Genomic DNA, 22,806 nt, shown 5'->3' on the forward strand with positions numbered 1-22,806 from the left:
CGCGCGAAGGCCGGGGCTTGCAGCGCCTCAGTTGGCGCGGTTCTGCCCGGCAAGGCGCCGCCGCTGACCGCGCACGCGCCGCAGCTCGGCGACCGAATGGGCGACCAGCGTCGCGATCACCACTCCGCCGCCCGCCATCGCCAGATCGACCGGTCGCTCGCCGAAGATCAGCCAGACCCAGACCGGCGCCAGCACGGTCTCGATCAGGAAGGCCATGGAGACGACCGGGGCAGGCACGAACATCGGTCCGATCGCCAGGCAGATCATGGCGACGGGGATCAGCACGCCGCCATTCAGGATCAGCCAGATAATCGCCTCGGAATGGAGCCCTTCGCCGGCGACGAAGGGCAGAGCGATGATGGCCGGCAGCAGACCGCCAAGCGCCGCGGTGTAGCGCATGTCGGTGCGCGAGCGCCGCGACAGGGTCAGGGCGAGGGCGATCAGGAAGGCCGTCGCCAGCGCCGAAAGGTCGCCCGTCCAGTTGCCGGTCTCAAAGCCCGCGCCGATGATCAGGAGGACGCCAAAGAGCGTCGCCGGGATCGCCAGTACCGTGGCAAGCGGCGGACGCTCGCCGATCAGCCACCAGGACAGGATCGCCGCGAACATCGGGTTGAAGGCGAGGATGAAAACGACATTCGCCGCGCTGGTGTTGAAGACGGCGAAGACGAAGGTGGTGGCCGCTACCGAGAAGACGGCAACGATCAAAAGGCCGGTCCAGCCGGCGATCAGCTTCTGGCCGCGCGGATTGCGGATCCGGTCGACCTGCCAGATCAGGAGCACGGCGAGCCCCGTCAGCAGGCCGCGGACCGCCAGCACGGTCCAGAAGGCGCTTTCCGACATGCGGATCAGTGGAATGTCGAAGGACAGGACCAGCCCGCCGATGCCGACAATGGCAAGGCCCTGGCCATAGGACTGGGCCGAAGCGGCGGCTTCGGTCTGGGACGAGACGGCGGACATGGGAACCTGCGAATGGTAAGTTACCCTGACCGGCTATCGTGCCGGGCGCGGCATGGCAACTGGCGCGACGTCCGGCGTCAGCCCTCGTAGCGTTCCCAGCCCTTGGGCAGCAGGTGTTCCTGCGGGCGGAAGCGGATCTTGTAGTCCATCTTGCGCGAGCCGTTCACCCAGTAGCCGAGATAGAGATAGGGCAGGCCGAGCTTCCGGGCGCGCTCGATATGGTCGAGGATCATGAAGGTGCCGAGGCTGCGATCGCTCTCGTCGGGCTCGAAGAACGAATAGACCATCGACACGCCGTCGGCCATGACGTCGCTGAGCGCGACCGCGACGAGTTCGCCGTCGGAATGCGGGCTGAAGGCCGAATCCGCACCGCGCCGGCGGTATTGCACGAGCCGCGTATCGACCTGGCTGTCCTCGACCATCATGGCGTAGTCGAGAACGCTCATCTCCGCCATGCCGCCCTCGGCATGGCGATGGTCGAGATAGCGCCGGAACAGCGAATATTGCTCGCTCGATGGTTCGGCCTGGTCCATCCGGCCGATCAGGTCGCGGTTGCGCGTCGCGACACGCCGCATGGAGCGCGTCGGCTGGAACTCGTCCACCAGGATGCGCACGGAGACGCAGGCGCGGCAGCGCTCGCAGGCGGGCCGGTAGGCGATGTTCTGGCTGCGGCGGAAACCGCCCTGGCTGAGGAGGTCGAGCAGCGAGGGCGCGCGCTCGCCGGTCAGATGGGTGAACACCTTCCGCTCGGACTGCCCCGGCAAATAGGGGCAGGGCGAGGGCGACGTGAGGAAGAATTGCGGCGTCTGCGGATGATGAACCGTCAAGGCCGAGCCTCCCGTCTCACAACGAATAATACCATGGGCCCACGATCGAAAATGTTAACCACACCAGAATCACGAGGGGAACACCGGCCTTGGCGAAGTCGATGAAACGATAGCGTCCCGGGCCCATGACCATGAGATTCGTCTGGTAGCCGATCGGTGTGGCGAAGGATGCGTTGGCGGCGAAGATGACGCAGGCGAGGAAGGCCTGCGGCGGCGCGCCCAGCCGGTTGGCGATGTCGAGCGCGATGGGCGTGAACAGCACGGCGGTGGCGTTATTCGACAGGAAGTTCGTCATGATCGCGATGACGAGGAACAGGGCCGAGAGGATGACCGTCGGCGACTGGCCGTCGAGCGCGGCGACCGTGCCTTCGGCGATCATGGCTGCACCGCCGGTGCGCTCCAGCGCCGTCGCCGCGGCGATCGCCGCGCCCACCAGCATGAAGATCGAGCGGTCGACCGAACGCGCTGCCTCGCCGACGGTGAGACACCCCGTTGCGACCATCAGCACCGCGCCGGTCACCGCGAGGACGTCGATGGGCAACAGGCCGGTGGCCGAGCCGGCGATGATGCCGAGGAAGATCGCGACGGCGAGCTTGGCCTTGGTGCTCTGCGGGATCGCCTGAGCGCTGTATTCCAGCAGCAGCAGATCGTGGTTGCCCTTGAGCGAGGAGATCGCCGCCTCGCGGCCGCACAGGAGCAGCGTGTCGCCGGGCTCGAGCCGAATTTCCGACAGGGCCGAGCGGGCCATGCGGCTCTTGCGCTGCAGGCCGAAGAGGGTGATCCCGAACTGGGTGCGCAGGCCGGAGAACTGCATCGTGCGCCCGGCATAGCGCGAGCCCGGCGCCACCACCGCCTCGGCCATCACCATGTCCGGCCCGATCTTGCGCTGTTCGGCCGAGTAGCCGGACGGGTCGAGCGTCTTGATGGTCAGATTGCCGGCCGCCAAGGCCTTGGAGAAGGCCCGGCGCGTCGCGGTGACGATCAGCCGGTCGCCGGGCTGCAGCGAGACCCCGTCGAATGGCGGCAGAAAGGTCTCGTCGTCGCGCAGGATCATTCGCGGCATCAGGTCGCCGAGATCGGTGAACAGGCCGGCCCGCGCCGTGCTGCCGACGAAGGCGTGCTCCTCGGTGATGTCGATCTCGCCGAGGAACTGTTTGCCGCCGGCATCGACGACACGGCCCTGCGGGCCTTCGCGCGGGGTGAGGATGCGCGGCATCACCTTGATCACGTAGATGCCGCCGACCACCGCGATGGCGAGGCCCGGTATGGTGAAGTCGAAGAAGTCGAGGGTGATGCCCGAGCGGGCCGCGACGCCCGCCACGAGGAGGTTGGTGGACGAGCCGATCAGCGTCGTGACGCCGCCGAGGATCGACAGGAAGGACAGCGGCATGAACACCCGCGAGGGCGAGATGCCGCGCTGGGTCGCCAGCATGGTGAGGATGGGGATGAAGATCACCACCACCGGCGTGTTGTTGAGGAAGGCCGACAGGACAGCGGCCGTAAGGAGGACCACGGCGATCGCGCCGGCGCCGGCCGTGCCGCCGATCCGCGACAGCAATTGCGTCGGCTGCGCCATGGCATCGGTGGCGAAAAGGCCCTGGCCGACGATCAGCAGCGCCAGGACGGTGATCAGTGCCGGATTGGCGAAGCCGGCGAGCAGGTCGCCGCTGGTGACGGCAAAGCCGGCCGCGTCCCGGTAGGGGAACAGGGCGAAGAACAGCAGGAATGCACTGAGAGATGCCGCGGCCACGGCCTCGATCGGCCAGCGTTCCAGCGAATACCCGATCACACTCACCAGGATGAAAAGGTAAGTGACCCAGACGTGTAGCGAATCCATAAACCGCCGCGTTCCGTTGTCCGCCTGACCTTATCCGTGTCGTGGCGGCGAATGGCAACCCGTGGGGTCGATCGAACAGGATCGGCCGAAGCGGAGTTCGGCGCGATCAGCAGCGGAGAGAGGGCGAACGGCGAGGGCGTCCGGCTGGGAGGCCGCCGGGTTCAGCGGTCGCGGACGACCGCGGTTCCCAGCAACAGGTCGTGCAACAGCTGCTTGCGGCGCGTGAACAGGGCAACCAGCAGGACGAAGGGCGTCAGGACCGAGACGGAGGCCCAGAACAGGACGCCGTGCAGGACCGCCAGCGTCGGGTCGACCCTTGCGCCGTCGAGCCGCGCGACACGCAGGCCGGCCACCCGCATGCCCGGCGTGGCCTGCTTGGCGCCGCCCATGGTGAAGGCGATGTAGACGATGGCGATCACCGGCAGGAGGATCGCGTAGAGGCCCCATGCGAGGCCGAAGGAGACGATGCCGAGGATAAAGACGACGATGGCCGCCGGCACCGACAGAAGCAGCACCAGCGCGTAATCGACCACGAAGGACATCATCCGCCGGGTGCGCACGCCATCATAGAGCCGCGGCGCGTCGAGATCCGTCGCGCGCGTTTCGGCCGTCCGGGTCATGGTGTCGTCGTACACGGGCTGTCCTTCGTCGCGGTTTCCTGTCGTCCTCCAGATGGTGACGATCACGGCGGCGTGCAACTTCGGTGCCGCAGGGGCTGGCTGCCGTGCGAGGCGCGCGGCGTTGCCGGTCAGCGGCGGGGCATGCGCGCGGCGATGGTCGGCGAGAAGTAGCTGAGGATGCCGGAGGCACCGGCCCGCTTGAACGCGGTCAGGCTCTCGATCATCGCCCGCTCGCCGTCGAGCCAGCCATTGCCGGCCGCCGCCATGATCATCGCGTACTCGCCGGAGGTCTGGTAGGCGAAGGTCGGAACGCCGAATTCGCGCGAGAGCCGCGAGACGATGTCGAGATAGGGCATGCCGGGCTTGACCATGATCATGTCGGCGCCCTCGGCGATGTCCTGTGCGGCCTCGCGCACGGCCTCGTCGCTGTTGCCGTAGTCCATCTGGTAGGTGCGCTTGTCGCCCTTCAGCATGCCGCCGGAGCCGACCGCGTCGCGGAACGGGCCGTAGAAGGCCGATGCGTATTTCGCCGCATAGGACATGATCAGCGTGTCACGATGCCCGACATCGTCGAGCGCCTGGCGGATGCAGGCGACGCGCCCGTCCATCATGTCGGACGGCCCGATGATGTCGCAGCCGGCATCGGCCTGCACGACGGCCTGGCGGCACAGCGCCTCGACGGTCTCGTCGTTGAGGATCCTGTCGCCCTCCATGATGCCGTCGTGGCCGTGGGAGGTATAGGGATCGAGCGCGACGTCGCAGAGGATGCCGACCTCGGGCACGGCGGCCTTGATCGCCCGGCTTGCCCGGCAGACGAGATTGCCCTCGTTGAAGGCCTCGCTGCCAAGTTCGTCGCGCTTGTCGGCATCGGTATAGGGAAACAGCGCGACGACCGGGATGCCCAGATCCCGCGCCCGCCTGGCGGCTTCCACGCAGCCCTCGACCGAGAGGCGGAAGACCTCCGGCATGGAGGGCACCGGTTCCGGCGCGCCGCCGCCTTCGCGCACGAAGATTGGCCAGATCAGATCGTCGGCGGTCAGGTTGGTCTCGCGCACCAGCCGGCGCGACCAGTCGGACTGGCGCAGCCGCCGCATCCGCAGGCCTGCCGTCGCCGCATCGATCCGCGTGGTGATCGAAACTCCAGAATCGCCGGTCCGTGTCATGCGGCAGCATCCTATCTGTCTGTCGGGCGCCTCCGTCCCGCGCCTTTCATGGAGAGGCGAGAACGGCGTCCATCATGCGCGGGGCCGATCGCCGCGCGGTCGGCTTCTGCGTATGCCCTCGGCGCCGCGACTTCAAGATTGACGCGCTCTTCGCGTCCACCGTAGGTTCCGGCGCGTCGGGCGCTCGCCCGGCCCGCATGCGGTCATCCGCACGCCATGTCTCCCCGCGCGACCGCATGCAAGGCGGCAAGGGCGCCGAACGGTCCGGAAGGTGGAGCCTCGTGATCAAGGGATTTGCCCAGCGCGCCAAGGCCGAAGCGTTCAATCGCGCGCTGGCGGTCTGGCTCTACCGGCTGGCGGCCATCGTGATGTTCGTCGCCGGCGTCGGCTACTGGATCCGTCTCGTCGGCATCGACGAGGGGCCGCTCAACCGCTTCGACCTGATGCCCTTGTGGTGGAAGATCGCCGCGCCGGCGCTGGCGGTGCTCTATCCGGTCGCCGGGATCGGCCTGTGGCTCACGGTCGGCTGGGGCGCTGTCGTCTGGGTGCTGATCGCCCTGATCGAAGCGGTGATGCATCTCGGCTTTCCGGAACTGTTCGGCCCCAACCTCCTGTGGCTCGGCTTCCATCTGTGGGGGCTCGGAATGCTGGCGGTGATCCGCGCGGTGGGGCTATACGAACGGCGGCGCCTGCGCGGCTATTGAGGTGGCCTCCATACCCCGTCTCCGCGGCCCGCCGGGAGGCCGAAAGGAATTGTTCAGATCGGGGATAGGTCTTGTTAATCAAGACTTTGGATGCGCAAGTGTAAGGGCGCATTAAGCCTGCGGTTTAAGTCGAATTTTAGATGCGCTGCCTATGTTGGGTCTCAAGATGGGGTCGATAGAGAACATCCATCAGCTCAACAGCGGAGACTACTATGAACGCTCAGATGAAGGCAGACGCCGCCCCGCAGGTCGGTCCGAAGGATGAACTGAAGTCGCTTTACCTGGAGACGCTGCAGCTGGTCGAGCGGCTGCACCGCCGCCTGCTGGACGTCATCAAGGACGAGTTCGACCGTAACAGCCGCACCGACATCAACGCTGTCCAGGCGCTGCTGCTCTTCAACATCGGCGACTCGGTGCTGACCGCCGGCGAGCTGCGCACCCGCGGCTTCTATCTCGGCTCCAACGTCTCCTACAATCTGAAGAAGCTGGTCGATCTCGGCTTCATCAACCACCAGAAGTCGCGGGTCGACCGCCGCGCGGTGAAGGTGTCGCTGACCGACACGGGCCGCGAAGTCGCCGCGATCGTCGCCGAGCTCTATGACCGTCATATCGGCTCGATCGACAAGGTCGGTGGCCTCGACGAGCAGGAATTCCAGAAGATGAACCGTTCGCTGCAGCGGCTGGACCGCTTCTGGAACGACCAGATTTTGTACCGCCTCTAGACCCAGTCCTACAGACCTCCGCGCATTTGCCTCGCGACCCTCGGGTCAGCGGGGCCTTTGCCGTTCGGACACCGCGAGGCGAGGTGTTCGGGATCGCGCAGGGCAGGGGCTCGCCGTCCCGGCGACAACCTGGCGCCCGCGTTCGCAGCCGGTTCCGGGGCCGGGCCGCCGATTCTGTCGTTGTGCGAACCGGTCAAGAGTGCTCAGGATGGCGGCAGGAACTCGGATCGTGAGACATGCCGGTGTATCTGGACCGCCTCGTGACCACGCTGGACGCCGCCGCCATGGCGGGCTGCGGCCGGGCGCCCGTCCGGGTTCAGGGAGCAAACAATCCGCGACGCGCCGCGCTCTTCCGGCTGACGCAGACTTCCGCGGATCGCCGGCGAACCGTGGCGCCCGCCCCAGACGCGCATTGCCTGACCGGCGCGCGTCCCATCCACGTCTCGCCGCACCGCAGATCCCTCGGTGACATCTCGAACGTGCTTTTCCCAAGGGACAGGTCCGTAGTTCGGGGCGGCGACCTCATCCATTCGCGGGATCGGAAGCTCCCGTTCTTAGAGCGGACGCAAGCATAGGGACACGCATCACCACGCCAGAGCCAAGGGAGGAATTCATGTCCAAGACCAATGGGAGCTGCTGTGCAGGTCCGGGCTATGCATCGCCGCAGGAGGCGATAAAGGCACCGCGCGAAACGGTCGTCTACACGATCTGCATCTACACCGGGACCGGGATCGAGAAGCCCGACTATCTGGCCACCATCGACGTCGATCCGGACAGTGCGACCTATGGCGAGGTGATCCACCGGACCGAGATGCCGAATGTCGGGGACGAACTCCACCACATGGGCTGGAACGCCTGCTCGTCCTGCCACACCGACGGCAGCATGGAGCGCAAGTACCTGATCATTCCGGGCGTGCGCACGACGAATTTCTACATCGTCGACACCGCCACCGATCCGCGCCGGCCGACGCTGTTCAAGACGATCAACGGAAGCGAGATCAAGGCGAAGACGAACCTCTCGGCGCCGCACACGGTGCATTGCCTCGGCGCCGACATCATCGTGTCGATGCTGGGCGACGCCGACGGCAACGGGCCCGGCGGCTTCCTGCATCTGGACAAGGATTTCAATATCATCGGGCGCTGGGAGGAGGATCTCGGCGCGATGCGGTACAATTACGACTTCTGGTACCAGCCGCGCCACAACATGATGATCTCGACCGAATGGGCGTCGCCCAACACCTTCATGCCGGGATTCGATCTGGAGGACGTGGCGCGCGGCAAATACGGCCAGCATGTCCATTTCTGGGATTTCGCGAATCGCCGGGTCGAGCAGAGCATCGATCTGGGCGCGGAGGGCATGATCCCGCTGGAGGCCCGGTTCCACCACAACCCCGACAGCACCCATGGATTCGTCGGCGCGGCGCTCGCCTCGAACATCTTCCACTACCACAAGGACAACGGCACGATCGAGATCGAGAAAATCATCGACGTGCCCACCGTGGATGTCGAAGGCTTCCCGGTTCCCATGCCCAGCCTGATCACCGACATCCTGGTGTCGATGGACGACCGGTTCCTCTATTTCTCGAACTGGCTGCATGGCGACCTCCGGCAGTACGACGTGTCCGATCCGGCCAACCCGAAACTGACCGGCCAGGTCTGGATCGGCGGGATGCTGGGCAAGGCGCCGGAGGTGAACGGCCGCACGGTCGACGGCGCGCCGCAGATGATCCAGCTGTCGCTGGACGGCAAGCGGCTCTACGTGACGACGTCGCTCTTCTCGACCTGGGACAACCAGTTCTACCCGTCGATGAAGGAGAAGGGCGGGATCATGCTGATCGTGGACTGCGACACCGAGAAGGGCGGCATGACGATCCGCGACGATTTCATCATCGATTTCAACGACGAACCGCATGGACCGGCCCGCGCCCATGAAACCCGCTATCCCGGCGGCGACTGCTCGTCGGACATCTGGGTCTGACGGGCGGCGGTCATCCGCGTCTGGCTGGGCCGGATGCGGCGTTTTGCGGGAGCGTCGGCATGCGCAGGCATATCATCACATTGCGCAATCGCGGCGGGCTGACCTTTTCGGTGGGCGAGGACGAGCCGATCATCGACGCCGTCGAGGCGGCCGGCCATGTCCTGCCGATCGGCTGCCGTTATGGCGGCTGCATCACCTGCGCCGCCCGGCTGATCTCCGGCTCGGTCCGGCAGCCGAATGCCACGGCGCTCAACCGGCGCCAGTCGGAGGCCGGCTACGTGCTGCTCTGCGTGGCACGACCGAAGGAGGATTGCGTCCTCGATGTCGGCGTCGAGAGCCATGACAGGCTCTACGTCAATCCGTTCGCCAGTGCCGCCGCAGCGGACCAGTTGGCGCGCGCGAAGGGCAGATGATTGTGTGAGTGGGGATTCGGAAAGCGGGGCGTCGGTCGCGCTGCGCGATACGGGAGCGTTGAGGGCAGTGATCGGTTGCTGGCCGCCATGCGCTCGTCACGTCGCTTGCGCTAGGCTAACGGCATCCGGGTGACGGCCGGACGCGGCACGTTCGTTGCGATGCGCACGGCATCTGTCAGCGCCCTGACATAGCGGTCGCGTAGACACGCCGCAGGCGCTGGATGGGTCCTGCCAAGCGGCAGGCGATTCAAAGGGGGAATGGTACGCCCAAGGGGAATCGAACCCCTCTCTCCACCGTGAAAGGGTGGCGTCCTAACCGATAGACGATGGGCGCAGCGACGGCGTGTATACGGTGAGTCTCTGGCGACCGCAAGAGCCGGAAAAGGGGTTTTTCGCTGTTGCGAGAAGTTTTTGCGACAGCCCGGAATTCTGCGCTTCGGCCGCCGGGAGGGCCGGAAAGCTGGTCACGCCGGCCTCAGCCGGTGCGGTGATCTCGCCGTAGAACCAGAGGGTTGGCTATTTGCGACCGCGGCAGGACCAGTTCCAGTCGCGCTTGTGCCCGACATCCACGTGGATCGCCTTGGTGTGACAATAGGTGCCGACGCCGCCGCGGCCCGGCAGCGAGCGCACATAGGCGGCAACGGCCATGTTGTCGGCGCCGGGGATAATGATGTCGGCGGCCTTGCAGCCCATATGCTGGGAGCGGCGCGCGCCGTTGACCCGCTTGTTGTGGGTCGGGCTGCGATAGCCGGAGGTGACGATCACCTTGGTGCCGTAGCGCCGCTCGACACTGCGCAGGATGCGCACGAGGTTCGAGGGGAAGCAGGAGGTCTCGACGCTCTCCCGCTGAACCATCAGGCCGTTCGGCGCGAGCCGGGCCATGCCGGTCGACAGGGAGGCGACCCGGTAGGAGGTCTCGACGTCCTCGATCATGTCCTCGTCGGCCGAGGCGCGCTGGCCGATCTCGAACAGCGAGGAGGGGTCCACGCCGGGCAGTGCGTCGGTGCCGGCCGCCGCGCCCTCGCGCTGCAGGACGACGCGCCGCGACTTGCCCTTGTCGACATTGGCGATGGGTGTGCGGGCCTCCGAGCGGGCGAAGAGCGAGGAAAACAGCGAACGGTCGGAGGAACGGCCTGCCGCGCCACTGGTGGAGGCCTCGGTCGCATAGGCGACCATGGCCTTGTTCTCGCTGCCGGTCGGAATCAGCGGGGTGGTGGCCGGCATGTCGGCGATGGCGGGCGGCGGCGTCTGTGCTTCGGCCGTCTCGGTCGCCGGCGCATTGGTCTCGGCCGCTGCGCTCGCAGCCTCCGTGCCCTGCGCTTCGCCGGTCGCCGACGTTCCGGCATCGGCTTCGGATGCAGCCGCGACATCGACGGCAGCCGCGTCTTCGGTCTCGGGCGCCGTAGCGGTCCCGGCAAATCCGAAGGCCGAGGTATCGTCGATGGCGGAGACGCATCCCGACAGGATCGGCGCGGTCGACAGAAGCGCCAGCATCAGGAGATGCGGCGTCATCGCAAGGCGGCGGTGGCCCGGGCGGTCAGTTTTCAATCGTTTCCCCTCTCGGCAGCGTGTTCGCGAACCCGCCACGTCAGTCCTGCAACGACCCGGCCATCCTGCCGCGTCTCCATGGTCCCCACCATGTGTCGCCACTGACAGTCTCGATGATCTTACCAAGCGTCAGGTCGTGCACGGCGAAAGCATTGTCTCTCAATAACGCTCTGCCGTCTATGGTGGGAATGCGGCGGCACGATGGTCGCCGCATGTCCCGGTGGAAGCTTACCAGCTTCCGGTGTTCTGCATCGAGGCCCACGGCTCCGCGGGCTCCTTGGCCTCGCCCTTCTGCAGCAACTCGATCGAGATGTTGTCGGGCGACTTGATGAAGGCCATGTAACCGTCGCGGGGCGGGCGGTTGATGGTGACGCCCTTGTCCATCAGGTCCTGGCAGATGGCGTAAATGTCGTCGACCTCATAGGCGAGATGCCCGAAATTGCGCCCGCCGGAATATTCCTCCGGGTCCCAGTTGTGGGTGAGTTCCAGAAGCGGCGCACGGGTCTCCTTGGCGCCCGGCATGTCTTCCTGCCCGGCGAGGAAGATCAGGGTGAAGCGACCCTTTTCGCTCTCGACACGGCGGGTTTCCACCATTCCCAGCTTGTTGCAGTAGAAGTCGAGCGACGCGTCCACGTCGCTGACGCGAACCATCGTGTGCAGATAGCGCATTCGGTCTTGCCTCTCTTGTGGTGATGGCGCCGATGGTAGCGTGTTTGACCGGTGAGCCAACCCTTGCGGCGCAGAAAAAGCGACGAGGGGACACGGGGTCGGCCCCGGATCGGGCAGGGCGGTCTCGGCCGTCCCTGGCAGCGACACGTCTGTCGGAGCGGCATCGCAGACGACGTCAGTTGGTGGCCGTAGCTGGCGGCATCGTTGCTGTCGTCGCGGCAATAGAACGCCGCCATGTCTGGGCGACAACCGGCATATCCTTGGAAAAGCCCGCCGGTGGCCTTGCCCCGATCGGGCTCATTGATGCTAAGTTCGACCATTGCGATTCGGATGGTGGAAGTACAGGCGGAACCCCGAATGCCGGACAGAATATCTGAAAACGCCGAGGACCGGGCCGGTCGGTCCGACACCGCGGATGTCGGCCTGTCCGTCGTCTCGGGCCATATCAAGTGGTTCGACGTCTCGAAGGGCTTCGGCTTCATCGTGCCCGACGACGGGGGCGCGGATATTCTGCTTCATGTCACCTGCCTTCGGCGCGACGGCCATGCGACGGCGCTGGAGGGCGCCCGCGTCGTCTGCGAGGTGCAGCAGGGCGAGCGCGGCCTGCAGGCGTTCCGGGTCCTGTCGATGGACCAGTCCACCGCGGTTCATCCCTCGCAGCTTCCGGCCCCGCGCACCCATTCGGTCGTCACCGCCAGCAGTGATCTCGTCTCGGCCGTGGTGAAGTGGTTCAACCGGACCAAGGGCTACGGTTTCCTGACGACCGGCGAAGGGACCGAGGACATCTTCATCCACATGGAAACCCTGCGCCGGTTCGGCATGACCGAGCTGCGGCCCGGCCAGGACGTGCTGGTGCGTTTCGGGCAGGGCGACAAGGGACGCATGGCGGCGGAGATCCATCCGGGGACGGGTCCCGTCCAGCCGCCGTCCCACTGAGTTGAGGCAGATCCGATGGCAATGAGACGCGCGATCCTGGCGGCCGGCTTTGCGGCGGCGGCCGTCGTCGGGGCGGCCTACTACGCGGTGGCGGGCAACGGCCTGTCGACGGCGACGCTGGAAACGGCGACCGGCAGCCACGCCATCAAGGTCGAACTGGCCCGGACGCCGGAGACGCGCGCCACCGGCCTGATGAACCGCGAATCGATGCCGGCGGACCAGGGCATGCTGTTCGAGTTCGACGAGACCCGTCCGGTCGCCATGTGGATGAAGAACACGCTGATTCCCCTCGACATGCTGTTCATCGATCCGGACGGGGTGGTGAAGCGGGTGAAAACCAACGCCCAGCCGCTGTCGCTCGAGACGATCCCGTCCGGGGCGCCGGTGAAATACGTTCTGGAGCTGAATGGCGGCGCGGCGGCCCGCTTCGGCGTGGCCGCCGGCGACCGACTTCGTCACCCGATCATTCCGCAGCCTTGACTTCCCGACCATTGCCCGCCAAACCCCGCATCGACAGGCACGTCACCAGTGTCCGGAGCGTAGCGCAGCCTGGTAGCGCATCTGGTTTGGGACCAGAGGGTCGCAGGTTCGAATCCTGCCGCTCCGACCAATGGTCGACGGACACCGGTTTTTGACACGGGCGTGGCGAAGCCGCGCCGCCGCCGACGAGGCCCAGATGGTTGCGAGAATCTATCGTCCGACCCGTACCGCCATGCAGTCGGGCAAGGCGAAGACGCGCGATTGGATGCTGGTCTACGAACCCGAGCAGCCCAAGCGCGTCGAGCCCCTGATGGGCTATACCTCGTCCGGCGACATGCTCTCCCAGCTCAGACTCTCATTCGAGACCCGCGAGCAGGCTGTCGAATACGCCGAGCGCAACGACATTCCGTACCGGGTCGAGGAGCCGAAGGAAACGCGGCGCCCGAAGATCGCCTATGCGGACAATTTCCGCTATGACCGGCGCCAGCCCTGGACGCACTGACGGTCGAACCGTCCGTCCCGGTGCCAGGTCGCCTACGGCCCCGTAGCTCAGAGGATAGAGCACCGGCCTTCTAAGCCGATGGTCGCAGGTTCGAATCCTGCCGGGGTCGCCAGAACCACCGACGTTACGCCTTACTGTTTCAACGCTTCGTCGCCAAAAGCGTGGATGAAGCCGTTGACGATGGCTGAAACCGCGTGCTCGGACACGTGCCGCGTCGTGCCGTCCTCTTCCCCGAAGAGATTTGGGTGGTATGCGCCGACCCATCGCACCATCTCGAAAGCCGGCCAGTAGTTCACGCCTGCATGTGCCCGCTTCAAAACGACATCAATTGCAGCCCGCAGCACAGACTTGGACACGCAGTCGGCAATAATCGCTGAATCGTACTCGAAGGTCGAGTAGAGCGGCACCGGCGATACGGTGAAGACGATGTTGATGTTGGGATTGCACCGACGCAAGCCTGCGATCACCGCCTCGATGTTGTCGGCGTTCTCTTCCACGGTCGTGGTTCTGAAATCGTTAGTTTTGAGCAGGTGCAGCGTGTTCTTGCCAGCCTGGGTGAGGTGGAAAAGGCCGGTGCGCTTGTCGAAGAAACCCGGTGCCACGCCCAGTGTGTAGATGATGGTGTTCGCACTCGTCAGGGTGGCGCGGAGCGTGTCCGGGGATGCGCCGAAATAGACTTTCAGCGTCTCTATCGTTTCCGGGCTGTAGCGATCGAGCGGATCATTGTTCACCCATTCGATCAAGGCGCGGTTCGCAAACGTGCTGTTGATCAGTTCGCCGAGGCCGAGTGCAGTCGTCTCGACCCCTCGATCCTTCAATGCAATGGCAATGTTGCCGGCAAAGCATGAACCCAGGGTCACGACTCTCGTATCGCGGCCGATCGGGCGGGTGCCCACAGCCTTCGTGTTGTCTGCAAACTGCCGTGCGACCTCATCGAGGTTCTGGAATGCGGCATTTTGTACGGGCCACCGCGCGATTTTGCGCTTCGGCGTCGAGGAGTCCAGCCGTGTGAGTCCGTCGAGCATGTAGGCGGCACCGTTCAGACGGTGGCTCTCGGCTTCCGTCACCGGCGCAAGCCTGACTGACTCGGTCAGATAGGCGCGGGCATCGTCCAGACGCATCTCGGCGAGGATCAGCCCTTCACCGAGTCGCTCAAGCAGATGCGCCCGTGTCCGCTCGTCGAGCTGAACGGTCGCCGACGCCTTTTCGAGCGCCAACGCCGTCTCGAAGATCGCGACTGCTTCTGGCGAGCGCCCCTGGTAGCACAATGCCTCACCGAGCCAGACGTGAGCGGTCACGGACTCCGGATCGTCCTCGACGGCGGAACGGAAGAGCCGTTCCGCAGCGACGATCTTGGAAACCTTGCCAGCGGCCCCGTGCAGCAGCGAGACACCTTTGGCGATGATATCGTCGGATACGGTCGCGGACGTCTGATCCTGACCGCTGGCGAGTGCCGTTGTTTCTGCTTCGGAAACAGCGGAAATCTTGACGCAGCTTACGGCGACCGATGCGACCAGATCATGGGTGCTCTCGACGCCATGATCGGAGAGGCGTCCGGTGCGCAGCGCGTTGATATCCAGTTCCAGCAAGGGGCCGGCCTTGGCAATGTCCGTCGCCCGCAATCGCCAACGTTTGACAGCACGCATGTCCTCCATCGACACGTGATAGCTTGTCTCTTCGCAATCCCAGCCGGTCATCGCCACGGTGAGGCTGTCGAGCGTTTCCCTATCGATCCAGCCGACGAGATGAATCTCGACGTCGTAGCATGGCGATGCGGCGATCGTGGTGAAGAGCCGCGTCTCTGTGGCAGGGCCTAGCCAGCGGGCATAGCTGCCATTCTGGATCTGGCGGACATGCCAGTTGTCCCCCTCGACTGTCTGGCTGGCGTAGAGTTCGACAGCCGTCGGCAAAGCCGTCTCCGGAGCCTTCCCGACAGCGTCCCGGCGTTTGCGCCAAGCATGCCTCGCCATCGTACGCAGCAAGTCGCTGCGTTTTGCGCAGAAGCGGCGATGGACTTCCTGGTACAGAGCGACGTCGAACCGGTTGAGCTCCTCCAGTTGCCTCCTGACCGTCGGACTGAGGGCGTCCGTCGCCACGCGGCTCGCTGTCGTGTTGAAACGGTTGTCACTTGGCCACGGAAGCCAGTCCAGCATCGTGCAGAGCATCTGCATCGAATCGTCGTAAGCGGCATGCACGCCGATCAGGTCGAAATCGTCGAGATGTGCCATCGCCAGACTGAAATCCTGTTCGGTCACAGGATCGCTATGGCGCCAGTCATGCGCGAAGAAGCAGGTTTGATGATTGTCCGCGACCTGCCGAACGGCGGGGTCATCGATCCGGACGAACTCCTCGATGGGCCACCGGCGTGCGAGGTCGATCATCTGTTGCGCGCGGGTGTCCTCCACGTCCGCGTGGGCGCGCAGAAACCAGTAGTTCGACAATACCCGGTCGACCGGTTCGCGAACAATCGAGAACAGGAACCGGCTCGGGGGAAGCAGCAGCGTGTGATTGTATGCGTAGTGGCCGATCACCAGACGTTTGCCGGCAAAAGTCTCGGGCGTGAAATTGTCGAACTGTTCGGGGGACGCATTGACCGCCTCTGACAGGTCAAACCGGCTCAGAAGCTCCTGCGATATGGAATGGCCACCCACTTTGCCGATATGCATGAAACAAACGGGGGAGTTGGGAGTGTTTCCCGGTTCTGTCGTCATGCGATTCTTCGATCCGCTCTGAGGCCACCAGTGGCAGGCCAGGGTGACGTATTCACCGGGCGCGAATAGATGTGCCCGTATGTCGACGTGTCCACGAACCTCGACCTTGCCCGACACCTCGCGGTGACTTCAACCTTCAGGTCGTGGATTGTCCGGTCCTTGAATGACCTCCGCATCACTCGCCTCGTTAGCGGGAGGCGAGATATCCGTGGGTTTCGAGATAGCGCATGATCTGGTCGGCCAAAACGTCCGGTTCTCGTGTTCCGGCCTCCAGCCGGATCTCCGCCCGCTCGGGCGCCTCATAGGGGCTGTCGATGCCGGTGAAATCCTTGATCAGCCCGGCGCGGGCGCGCTTGTAGAGGCCTTTCGGGTCCCGCTGCTCGGCGATCTCCAGCGGGGTGTCGACGAAGACCTCAATGAATTCGCCATCCTCGAACAGGCTGCGCGCCATCCTGCGGTCCGACCGATAGGGCGAGATGAAGGAGGCGAGGACGATCAGGCCGGCATCGACGAACAGGCGTGCCGCTTCCGCCACGCGGCGAATGTTCTCGACACGATCGGCTTCGGAGAAGCCCAGGTCGCGGTTGAGGCCGTGGCGCAGATTGTCGCCGTCCAGAAGATAGGTGTGCCGGCCGCGCGCAAAGAGGCTCTTCTCCACCAGATTGGCGATCGTCGACTTGCCGGCGCCGGAGAGCCCCGTGAACCAGATCACCGCCGGCGTCTGCCCCATGGCGGCCGCACGGCGCTGCTTGTCGAGATCGAAGGTCTGCCATCGCACATTGGGCGCATGGGAACGTTCGGTTTCGGCCATGTCGGCACCATCAATGTCGGCAGGCCGTGACCCGCTGGAAGGGCGATGCAGAGCGTGCGGTCTGCAAGCCCGGTTCTTTCCGTTCGCCGGCAACGCCGGTTTCAAACGCGGCGTCGTGGCATCACCGCGTGCCGGATGGTTGCTCTCCGGTCAAGGAGATGCGGGACGCCCGTGGCCCGCACAACGGCGTTTGCCCGCGCCTCGGGACCGTTTCCGCGCCGGTTGCGGCGGGAAGGGCACAGCCGCAAAGCGGATCCGGGCGTATGATTGTTTTCGCACCCTTCACACTCCAGCCACCAACAATCTTCATCGGCTAGTGAGGCGGGTGTGGGCATCATCGACAGGCAGACACGCTTGGAGGCAGACGATGTTACAGGCACGCTCGACGATCCTGGTGGATCATTGCAAGGCGGCCATGGCGGGCGACTTTCGCCATCCGGCCAGTGTGATGAACATGCTGGGGATCGACTACGAATACGCGCAGGACGATCCGCGCGTGGACGTCCGCGTCTTCCATGGATGCACGAACGTTCCGCGGGGACTGCCGTCCTACGTCCGCGCCATCGGCTGAGGGGCGCCGCGGAAAGTCCGCAGGCCCGGTATCCAGCAAGGCCGGCCCCGCATCGGTATCGCGACGCGGGGCCCTGACGATCAGCGGCCGTGAACGGCGGCGAAGCCCGCTTCCATGTCCGCCTGCAGATCGGCCACATCCTCAAGCCCGATCTGCAACCGGATCAGGCTGCCCGCGGCCGGTCCCTTCGCGATGGTCCGGTCGCCGAGCGACGCCGGCACGGCGAGGCTCTCGTGCCCGCCCCAGGAATAGCCAAGGCCGAAGACGCGCAGCGCGTCGAGAAAGCGCTCGGCCGCATCCGCATCCCCGTCGAGGACGAAGCCGAACAGGCCGCTCGCGCCGCTGAACTGACGCTGCCACAGGGCATGGTCGGGGAAGGAGGGCAGGGCCGGGTGCAGCACGTCGAGGACGTCGTCGCGACCCTGCAGCCATTGCGCCAGCGCCAAAGCGGACGCCTGGTGCCGCTCCAGCCGCACGCCCATGGTCTTCAGGCCGCGCAGGACGAGATAGGTGTCGTCGGGCGCGCCGTTGACGCCGAGCTGCATCTGCGTGTCGCGCAGCTGGGCAAGGGTCGCCGCGTTCGCCGACACGCTGCCCATCATCAAATCGGAATGGCCGCCCGGATATTTGGTCAGCGCATGGATCGACAGATCGACGCCATGCTCCAGCGGCCGGAAGAACAGCGGCGTCGCCCAGGTATTGTCCAGCATCGTCACGGCGCCGCCGGCATGGGCCGCCTCGCAGACCGCGGCGACGTCCATGATCTCGAAGGTGTTGGAGCCGGGCGCCTCGAGGAAGACGACCTTCGTCTCCGGCCGCATCAGCCCGGCGATGTCCGCGCCGATATGCGGATCGTAATATTCGACGTCGACGCCCATGCGCCGCAGCGTGCCGTCGCAGAAGCGGCGGGTGGGGAAATAGACCGAATCGACCACCAGGCAGTGATCGCCGGCGGCCAGGAACGCCAGCAGCGGCACGGTGACGGCGGCGAGCCCCGACGGCACGAGGATCGTGCCCGCGGCGCCCTCGAGTTCGCTCAGCGCATCTTCAAGGACCTTGGTCGTGGGGGTTCCGGACAGGGCGTAGCTGAACGGTGCCTTGGCCCGGTTCTTCAGCTCCTTGGCGGTGGGAAACAGCACGGTGGAGCCGTGCACGACGGCCGGATTGACGAAACCATGCTGCGTGGACGGGTCGAACGGGCCGTGCGCGAGCTGCGTATTCACCCCCAGACGCGTGTTGCCGGGCTGCGCGGATCGAGTGCTCAATTGTTGGGCTTCCTGATTGTTTGCGAGACGTGGATTGCCGTAATCGTCAAAATCGGCGGGAGAAAAGCGTCACATGCTTGACCTGCACAAATTTATGACATGAGATCAAGCCGCCTCGTGAAGATGCGTTTGCGATGCGGCCTTGGCTGCATGGGTGCGTCTCTCAACGACAAAGAAAAGAATTGAACTGAAAACCATGCCTGGAAAGGTTTCCTGATGAAATTGAGACTTTTGACTGCCGTGCTGGGTCTGACCGTCGCCGGAGTGGCCGTCAGCGGTGCGTCCGCCCAGACGCTGCAGACGGTCAAGGATCGCGGCGTTCTGCGCTGCGGCGTCAACACCGGTCTGCCGGGCTTCGCCTCGCAGAACGATCAGGGTGCCTGGCAGGGTCTCGACATCGACTACTGCAAGGCAATCGCCGCCGCCGTGTTCGGCGACCCGTCCAAGGTCGAATACTCGCCGCTGTCGGCCGTTCAGCGCTTCCCGGCGCTGCAGAACAACGAAGTCGACGTTCTGGCCCGCAACACCACCTGGACGATGGACCGCGACACCACGCTGGGCCTGACCTTCGCCGGCGTGAACTACTATGACGGCCAGGGCTTCATGGTGAAGAAGGACCTCGGCGTAAACTCCGCGCTCGAACTGTCCGGCGCGACGGTCTGCGTGCAGAGCGGCACGACCACCGAGCTGAACCTGGCGGATTATTTCCGCACCAACAACATGGAATACAACCCGGTCGTCATCGAGTCCCAGTCGGACGTGAACTCGGCCTATGACAGCGGTCGCTGCGACGTGCTGACCACCGATGCGTCGGGCCTGGCGGCGTCGCGCCTCGAGATGGGCAATGCCGACGAGCACACCATCCTGCCGGAGATCATCTCCAAGGAGCCGCTCGGACCTGCCGTGCGCCAGGGCGACACGGAATGGTTCAACGTCGTCAAGTGGACGCACAACGCGCTGCTGAACGCCGAAGAGCTGGGCGTCACCCAGGAGAATGTCGAGGACATGAAGACCTCGGAAAATCCCGAGATCCGGCGTCTGCTCGGCGAAGACAAGAACTTCGGCGAGTCCATCGGCCTGTCGCAGGATTGGGCCGTGAACATCATCAAGGCCGTCGGCAATTACGGCGAGATCTTCGAGCGCAACATCGGTGTCGATACGCCGCTGGAAATCGCCCGTGGCCAGAACGCCCTGTGGACCAAGGGCGGCCTGCAGTACGGCATGCCGGTCCGCTGAGCTGATCAAGCCGGGCCGGGCGCGTTCTTTCGCGTCCGGCCCGCCCGGCGTGGCCCGTTTGCCCCTTGCGGCCGCCGGGGATCGTCAACTTCCGCAACGCCCGGGAGCGTAGATGACCGTCGAAACCCATTCCGTGCCGCGTCAGGGCGGCGGGGCCAGTTTCCTGAACAATCCAACCGTCCGCAGCATCGTCATCCAGGTCGCCCTGGTGGTCGGGCTCGCGCTCTTCACGTGGTGGATCGTCGACAACACGGCGCGGAACCTCGCAGCCGCCAACATCGCGTCCGGCTTCGGCTTCCTCGCCGAGCGGTCGGGCTTCGACATCGCCATCACGCCCTTCACCTATTCGAGCAACGCCACCTATGGGGACGCGATCCTCATCGGTATCGCGAACACGCTGGTCGTGGCGATCAGCGGCATCATCCTGGCGACCATCGTCGGCTTTCTCGTCGGCATCGGGCGCCTGTCGCGCAATTTCCTCGTCCGCTCGATCTCGACCGTCTATGTCGAGACCTTCCGCAACATCCCGCCGCTGCTGGTCATCCTGTTCTGGTACTTCGGCGTGCTGTCGGTTCTGAGCGGGCCGCGCGGCATCGACGAGAGCCCGGTTGGCGTCTATCTCACCAATCGCGGCCTGCAGATCCCGGCCATCCTGTTCGAACCGGTCGCCTGGGCCACGCTTGCGGCTTTCGCCGTCGGGACCGCGGCCACGATCTTCTACGCCAAGCGCAGCAAGAAGCATCAGATGGCCACGGGCGAGCGCCGGCCGGTGCTGTGGCCCGCCATCGGCATGATCCTCGTCCTGCCACTCCTGGTCTTTGTGGCCACCGGAATTCCGGCGACGCTGGAATTTCCCACCGCGACACGCTTCAACCTCGCTGGCGGCATCCAGATCCGGCCGGAATTCATTGCCCTGTGGCTGGCCCTGTCGATCTACACCGCGGCCTTCGTGGCGGAGATCGTGCGCGCCGGCATCCTGTCCGTCTCCAAGGGGCAGACCGAGGCCGCCTCGGCGCTCGGACTGACGCGCGGCAAGCTGCTGCGGCTGGTCGTCGTGCCCCAGGCGTTCCGGGTGATCATTCCGCCGCTGACAAGCCAGTATCTCAACCTGACCAAGAACTCGTCCCTCGGACTGGCGATCGGCTATCCCGAACTCGTCGCCGTCGGCTCGACCGTCCTCAACCAGTCCGGCCAGTCCATCGAGGTCGTGGTGATCTGGATGACGGTGTATCTCGGCCTCTCCATCACGGTGTCGCTCATCATGAACTGGTTCAACGCCAAAATGGCGCTCGTCGAGCGATGATCGGGGGCGAATAGATCATGGAAGAACAAGTCGCCCGTTTCGTCTCCACCGAGGAAAAGCTGCCGCTGCCGCCCCCGCCGAGCGAGGTCGGGTTCATCGGCAATGTCCGCCGCAACCTCTTCGCGACGCCGCTCGACAGCGTCCTCAGCGTGATCGCCGGTGCGTTCATCGTCTGGGCCGCGATGAACATCTTCAACTGGGCCTGGCTCGACGCCGTCTTCACCGGCAGCGATCGCACCGCGTGCCTGGTCGAGGGCGGTGGCCATGGCGGCGCCTGCTGGGCCTTCGTCAGCGCCAAGTTCGGCCAGTTCATGTACGGCGTCTATCCGTTCGGCGAACGCTGGCGCATCGACGTCACGGTGGTGCTGCTGGCGCTGCTGGTGGCAGGGCTCGCGATCCCGCGGGTGCCCCACAAGCGGCTGAACGCGATCCTCTTGTTCGCGGTGTTCCCGTTCGTGGCGCTGGTGCTGCTGACCGGCGGCGAGTTCCGCTTCGCCGGCGGCACGGTGGCGCTGGTCTTCCTGGTCGCGGCCGTTGCCACGCTGAGCAGCGTCCTCGCCAAGCCCGACGTCGACATCTCGCAGATGCCGGTCAAGATCGCCGCCGGCCTCGCAGGCCTTGCGCTCCTGTTGCTGCTGGTCTCGGCGGCGGTGGATCCGGATCTGTTCCGCTTCCTCGGCTACCGCTTCTCGATCCTCTCGGTCGCCGCGTTCTTCGCGTCGCTCGCGGCGATCGTGCTCGCGGTCTGGGCCGGCTTCCGAGCCGGGTCCGAGGGGGCGGGCGTCTTCGAGCTTCTGGTTCCGACCCTCGCGGCGCTGGCCTTCATGGTGCTGATGACCGGCGACTTCGGGCTCCGGCCGGTCCCCACCAATCTGTGGGGCGGCCTGATGGTGACCCTGGTCGTGGCGGTCAGCGGCATTGCCGCGTCACTGCCGCTGGGTATCCTGCTGGCGCTCGGCCGGCGGTCGTCGATGCCGGCGGTGCGGCTGTTCTGCATCGTGTTCATCGAGTTCTGGCGCGGTGTGCCGCTGATCACCGTGCTGTTCATGGCGAACTTCATGCTGCCGCTGTTCCTGCCGGAGGGCGTGACGTTCAACCAGCTCCTGCGGGCGCTGGTCGGCGTGGCGCTGTTCTCGGCGGCCTACATGGCCGAGGTCATCCGCGGGGGCCTGCAGGCCATCCCGAAGGGACAGTATGAGGGCGCCGACGCCATGGCGCTCACCTATTGGCAGAAGATGCGGATGATCATCCTGCCGCAGGCGCTGACGCTGGTGATCCCGGGGATCGTCAACACCTTCATCGGCCTCTTCAAGGACACCAGCCTCGTCTACATCATCGGCCTGGCCGACCTTCTGGGCACGGTCCGGCGCGGCTTCAACGATCCCGACTGGATCACCCCCACCACACCGGCGACCGGCCTGGTCTTCGCCGCGTTCATCTACTGGCTGTTCTGCTTCTCCATGTCGCGCTACTCGATCTACACCGAGCGGCGACTGGATACCGGACACAAAAGCTGAAGGAATCTCCCATGGCCGTCGACATCGACACCAAGC

The 22,806-nt window shown here is 65.4% G+C and carries 21 protein-coding genes and 3 tRNA genes; 13 read left to right on the plus strand and 11 right to left on the minus strand.

All coding sequences use genetic code 11. The features are described 5' to 3' along the window. Nucleotides 1-27: 27 nt before the first annotated feature. The 5 genes from N7I30_RS14405 to hemB all read right to left on the minus strand — a co-directional run bounded on the left by N7I30_RS14405 (nucleotide 28) and on the right by hemB (nucleotide 5,404). On the minus strand, nucleotides 28-957 hold the full coding sequence (locus N7I30_RS14405; RefSeq protein WP_498639763.1) for a DMT family transporter: 930 nt from the start codon (nucleotides 955-957) through the stop codon (nucleotides 28-30). Nucleotides 958-1,034: 77 nt separating this feature from the next. Next, nucleotides 1,035-1,784, minus strand: a complete 750-nt coding sequence (locus N7I30_RS14410) for an arginyltransferase (protein WP_498639765.1) — start codon at nucleotides 1,782-1,784, stop codon at nucleotides 1,035-1,037. A 16-nt stretch (nucleotides 1,785-1,800) separates the two neighbouring features. Continuing rightward, nucleotides 1,801-3,621 (minus strand): SLC13 family permease, encoded by a 1,821-nt coding sequence (locus tag N7I30_RS14415; RefSeq protein ID WP_498639767.1) that lies wholly within the window; start codon nucleotides 3,619-3,621, stop codon nucleotides 1,801-1,803. 161 nt (nucleotides 3,622-3,782) lie between these two features. Beyond that, nucleotides 3,783-4,256: an RDD family protein gene (locus N7I30_RS14420; RefSeq protein ID WP_348646314.1), complete on the minus strand. Its 474-nt coding sequence runs from the start codon at nucleotides 4,254-4,256 to the stop codon at nucleotides 3,783-3,785. 113 nt (nucleotides 4,257-4,369) lie between these two features. Then, nucleotides 4,370-5,404: a porphobilinogen synthase gene (hemB, locus tag N7I30_RS14425; protein WP_498639769.1), complete on the minus strand. Its 1,035-nt coding sequence runs from the start codon at nucleotides 5,402-5,404 to the stop codon at nucleotides 4,370-4,372. A 281-nt stretch (nucleotides 5,405-5,685) separates the two neighbouring features. On the opposite strand from hemB, the gene N7I30_RS14430 reads away from it, so the two are divergent. The 4 genes from N7I30_RS14430 to N7I30_RS14445 all read left to right on the plus strand — a co-directional run bounded on the left by N7I30_RS14430 (nucleotide 5,686) and on the right by N7I30_RS14445 (nucleotide 9,221). After that, nucleotides 5,686-6,108, plus strand: a complete 423-nt coding sequence (locus tag N7I30_RS14430; RefSeq protein ID WP_024350543.1) for a DUF6163 family protein — start codon at nucleotides 5,686-5,688, stop codon at nucleotides 6,106-6,108. A 224-nt stretch (nucleotides 6,109-6,332) separates the two neighbouring features. Next, a complete protein-coding gene (gene ldtR, locus N7I30_RS14435; RefSeq protein ID WP_370195042.1) occupies nucleotides 6,333-6,830 on the plus strand; it encodes a transcriptional regulator LdtR in 498 nt (165 codons plus the stop codon). 613 nt (nucleotides 6,831-7,443) lie between these two features. Continuing rightward, nucleotides 7,444-8,808 carry a selenium-binding family protein gene (locus N7I30_RS14440; protein WP_498639772.1) on the plus strand — a complete coding sequence of 455 codons (1,365 nt, stop codon included), beginning with the start codon at nucleotides 7,444-7,446 and terminating at the stop codon, nucleotides 8,806-8,808. Between the two features lie 59 nt (nucleotides 8,809-8,867). Then, nucleotides 8,868-9,221, plus strand: coding sequence for a 2Fe-2S iron-sulfur cluster-binding protein (locus N7I30_RS14445; RefSeq protein WP_498639774.1), 354 nt, complete (start codon nucleotides 8,868-8,870; stop codon nucleotides 9,219-9,221). 259 nt (nucleotides 9,222-9,480) lie between these two features. Here N7I30_RS14445 and N7I30_RS14450 read toward each other — a convergent pair. From N7I30_RS14450 to N7I30_RS14460, 3 genes are all read right to left on the minus strand, one after another. Then, nucleotides 9,481-9,555, minus strand: a tRNA-Glu gene (locus N7I30_RS14450). A gap of 182 nt (nucleotides 9,556-9,737) precedes the next feature. Further along, nucleotides 9,738-10,769: a YcbK family protein gene (locus N7I30_RS14455; protein WP_475363863.1), complete on the minus strand. Its 1,032-nt coding sequence runs from the start codon at nucleotides 10,767-10,769 to the stop codon at nucleotides 9,738-9,740. A gap of 228 nt (nucleotides 10,770-10,997) precedes the next feature. Continuing rightward, complete coding sequence (locus N7I30_RS14460; RefSeq protein WP_498639776.1) at nucleotides 10,998-11,438, minus strand: VOC family protein; 441 nt, start codon at nucleotides 11,436-11,438, stop codon at nucleotides 10,998-11,000. A gap of 357 nt (nucleotides 11,439-11,795) precedes the next feature. Here N7I30_RS14460 and N7I30_RS14465 point away from each other — a divergent pair, with 357 nt between their 5' ends. From N7I30_RS14465 to N7I30_RS14485, 5 genes are all read left to right on the plus strand, one after another. After that, nucleotides 11,796-12,374, plus strand: a complete 579-nt coding sequence (locus N7I30_RS14465; RefSeq protein ID WP_230787470.1) for a cold-shock protein — start codon at nucleotides 11,796-11,798, stop codon at nucleotides 12,372-12,374. Nucleotides 12,375-12,389: 15 nt separating this feature from the next. Beyond that, nucleotides 12,390-12,854, plus strand: a complete 465-nt coding sequence (locus N7I30_RS14470; RefSeq protein WP_230787473.1) for a DUF192 domain-containing protein — start codon at nucleotides 12,390-12,392, stop codon at nucleotides 12,852-12,854. A 53-nt stretch (nucleotides 12,855-12,907) separates the two neighbouring features. After that, nucleotides 12,908-12,984: transfer RNA gene (locus tag N7I30_RS14475), tRNA-Pro, on the plus strand. A gap of 66 nt (nucleotides 12,985-13,050) precedes the next feature. Then, nucleotides 13,051-13,356, plus strand: a complete 306-nt coding sequence (locus tag N7I30_RS14480; RefSeq protein WP_024350550.1) for an ETC complex I subunit — start codon at nucleotides 13,051-13,053, stop codon at nucleotides 13,354-13,356. Between the two features lie 36 nt (nucleotides 13,357-13,392). Further along, nucleotides 13,393-13,468, plus strand: a tRNA-Arg gene (locus N7I30_RS14485). 19 nt (nucleotides 13,469-13,487) lie between these two features. Here N7I30_RS14485 and N7I30_RS14490 read toward each other — a convergent pair. Both N7I30_RS14490 and cysC read right to left on the minus strand, forming a co-directional pair. Then, complete coding sequence (locus N7I30_RS14490) at nucleotides 13,488-16,067, minus strand: GSCFA domain-containing protein (protein WP_498639779.1); 2,580 nt, start codon at nucleotides 16,065-16,067, stop codon at nucleotides 13,488-13,490. Nucleotides 16,068-16,254: 187 nt separating this feature from the next. Further along, nucleotides 16,255-16,878 (minus strand): adenylyl-sulfate kinase, encoded by a 624-nt coding sequence (cysC, locus tag N7I30_RS14495; RefSeq protein ID WP_498639781.1) that lies wholly within the window; start codon nucleotides 16,876-16,878, stop codon nucleotides 16,255-16,257. Between the two features lie 367 nt (nucleotides 16,879-17,245). On the opposite strand from cysC, the gene N7I30_RS14500 reads away from it, so the two are divergent. Then, the gene (locus N7I30_RS14500; protein WP_024350553.1) at nucleotides 17,246-17,449 is read left to right on the plus strand and encodes a hypothetical protein; all 204 of its coding nucleotides are present in this window, start codon (nucleotides 17,246-17,248) and stop codon (nucleotides 17,447-17,449) included. Nucleotides 17,450-17,529: 80 nt separating this feature from the next. Here N7I30_RS14500 and metC read toward each other — a convergent pair whose 3' ends face one another. After that, a complete protein-coding gene (metC, locus tag N7I30_RS14505) occupies nucleotides 17,530-18,714 on the minus strand; it encodes a cystathionine beta-lyase (protein WP_498639783.1) in 1,185 nt (394 codons plus the stop codon). Nucleotides 18,715-18,930: 216 nt separating this feature from the next. Here metC and N7I30_RS14510 point away from each other — a divergent pair, with 216 nt between their 5' ends. From N7I30_RS14510 to N7I30_RS14520, 3 genes are all read left to right on the plus strand, one after another. Further along, a complete protein-coding gene (locus N7I30_RS14510; protein ID WP_498639785.1) occupies nucleotides 18,931-19,950 on the plus strand; it encodes an amino acid ABC transporter substrate-binding protein in 1,020 nt (339 codons plus the stop codon). 112 nt (nucleotides 19,951-20,062) lie between these two features. Beyond that, complete coding sequence (locus N7I30_RS14515) at nucleotides 20,063-21,253, plus strand: amino acid ABC transporter permease (protein ID WP_498639788.1); 1,191 nt, start codon at nucleotides 20,063-20,065, stop codon at nucleotides 21,251-21,253. Between the two features lie 17 nt (nucleotides 21,254-21,270). Next, a complete protein-coding gene (locus N7I30_RS14520; protein ID WP_498639790.1) occupies nucleotides 21,271-22,770 on the plus strand; it encodes an amino acid ABC transporter permease in 1,500 nt (499 codons plus the stop codon). Nucleotides 22,771-22,806: the final 36 nt, after the last annotated feature.

This window comes from Aurantimonas litoralis (assembly GCF_026153195.1).
Classification (GTDB): Bacteria; Pseudomonadota; Alphaproteobacteria; order Rhizobiales; family Rhizobiaceae; genus Aurantimonas; species Aurantimonas coralicida.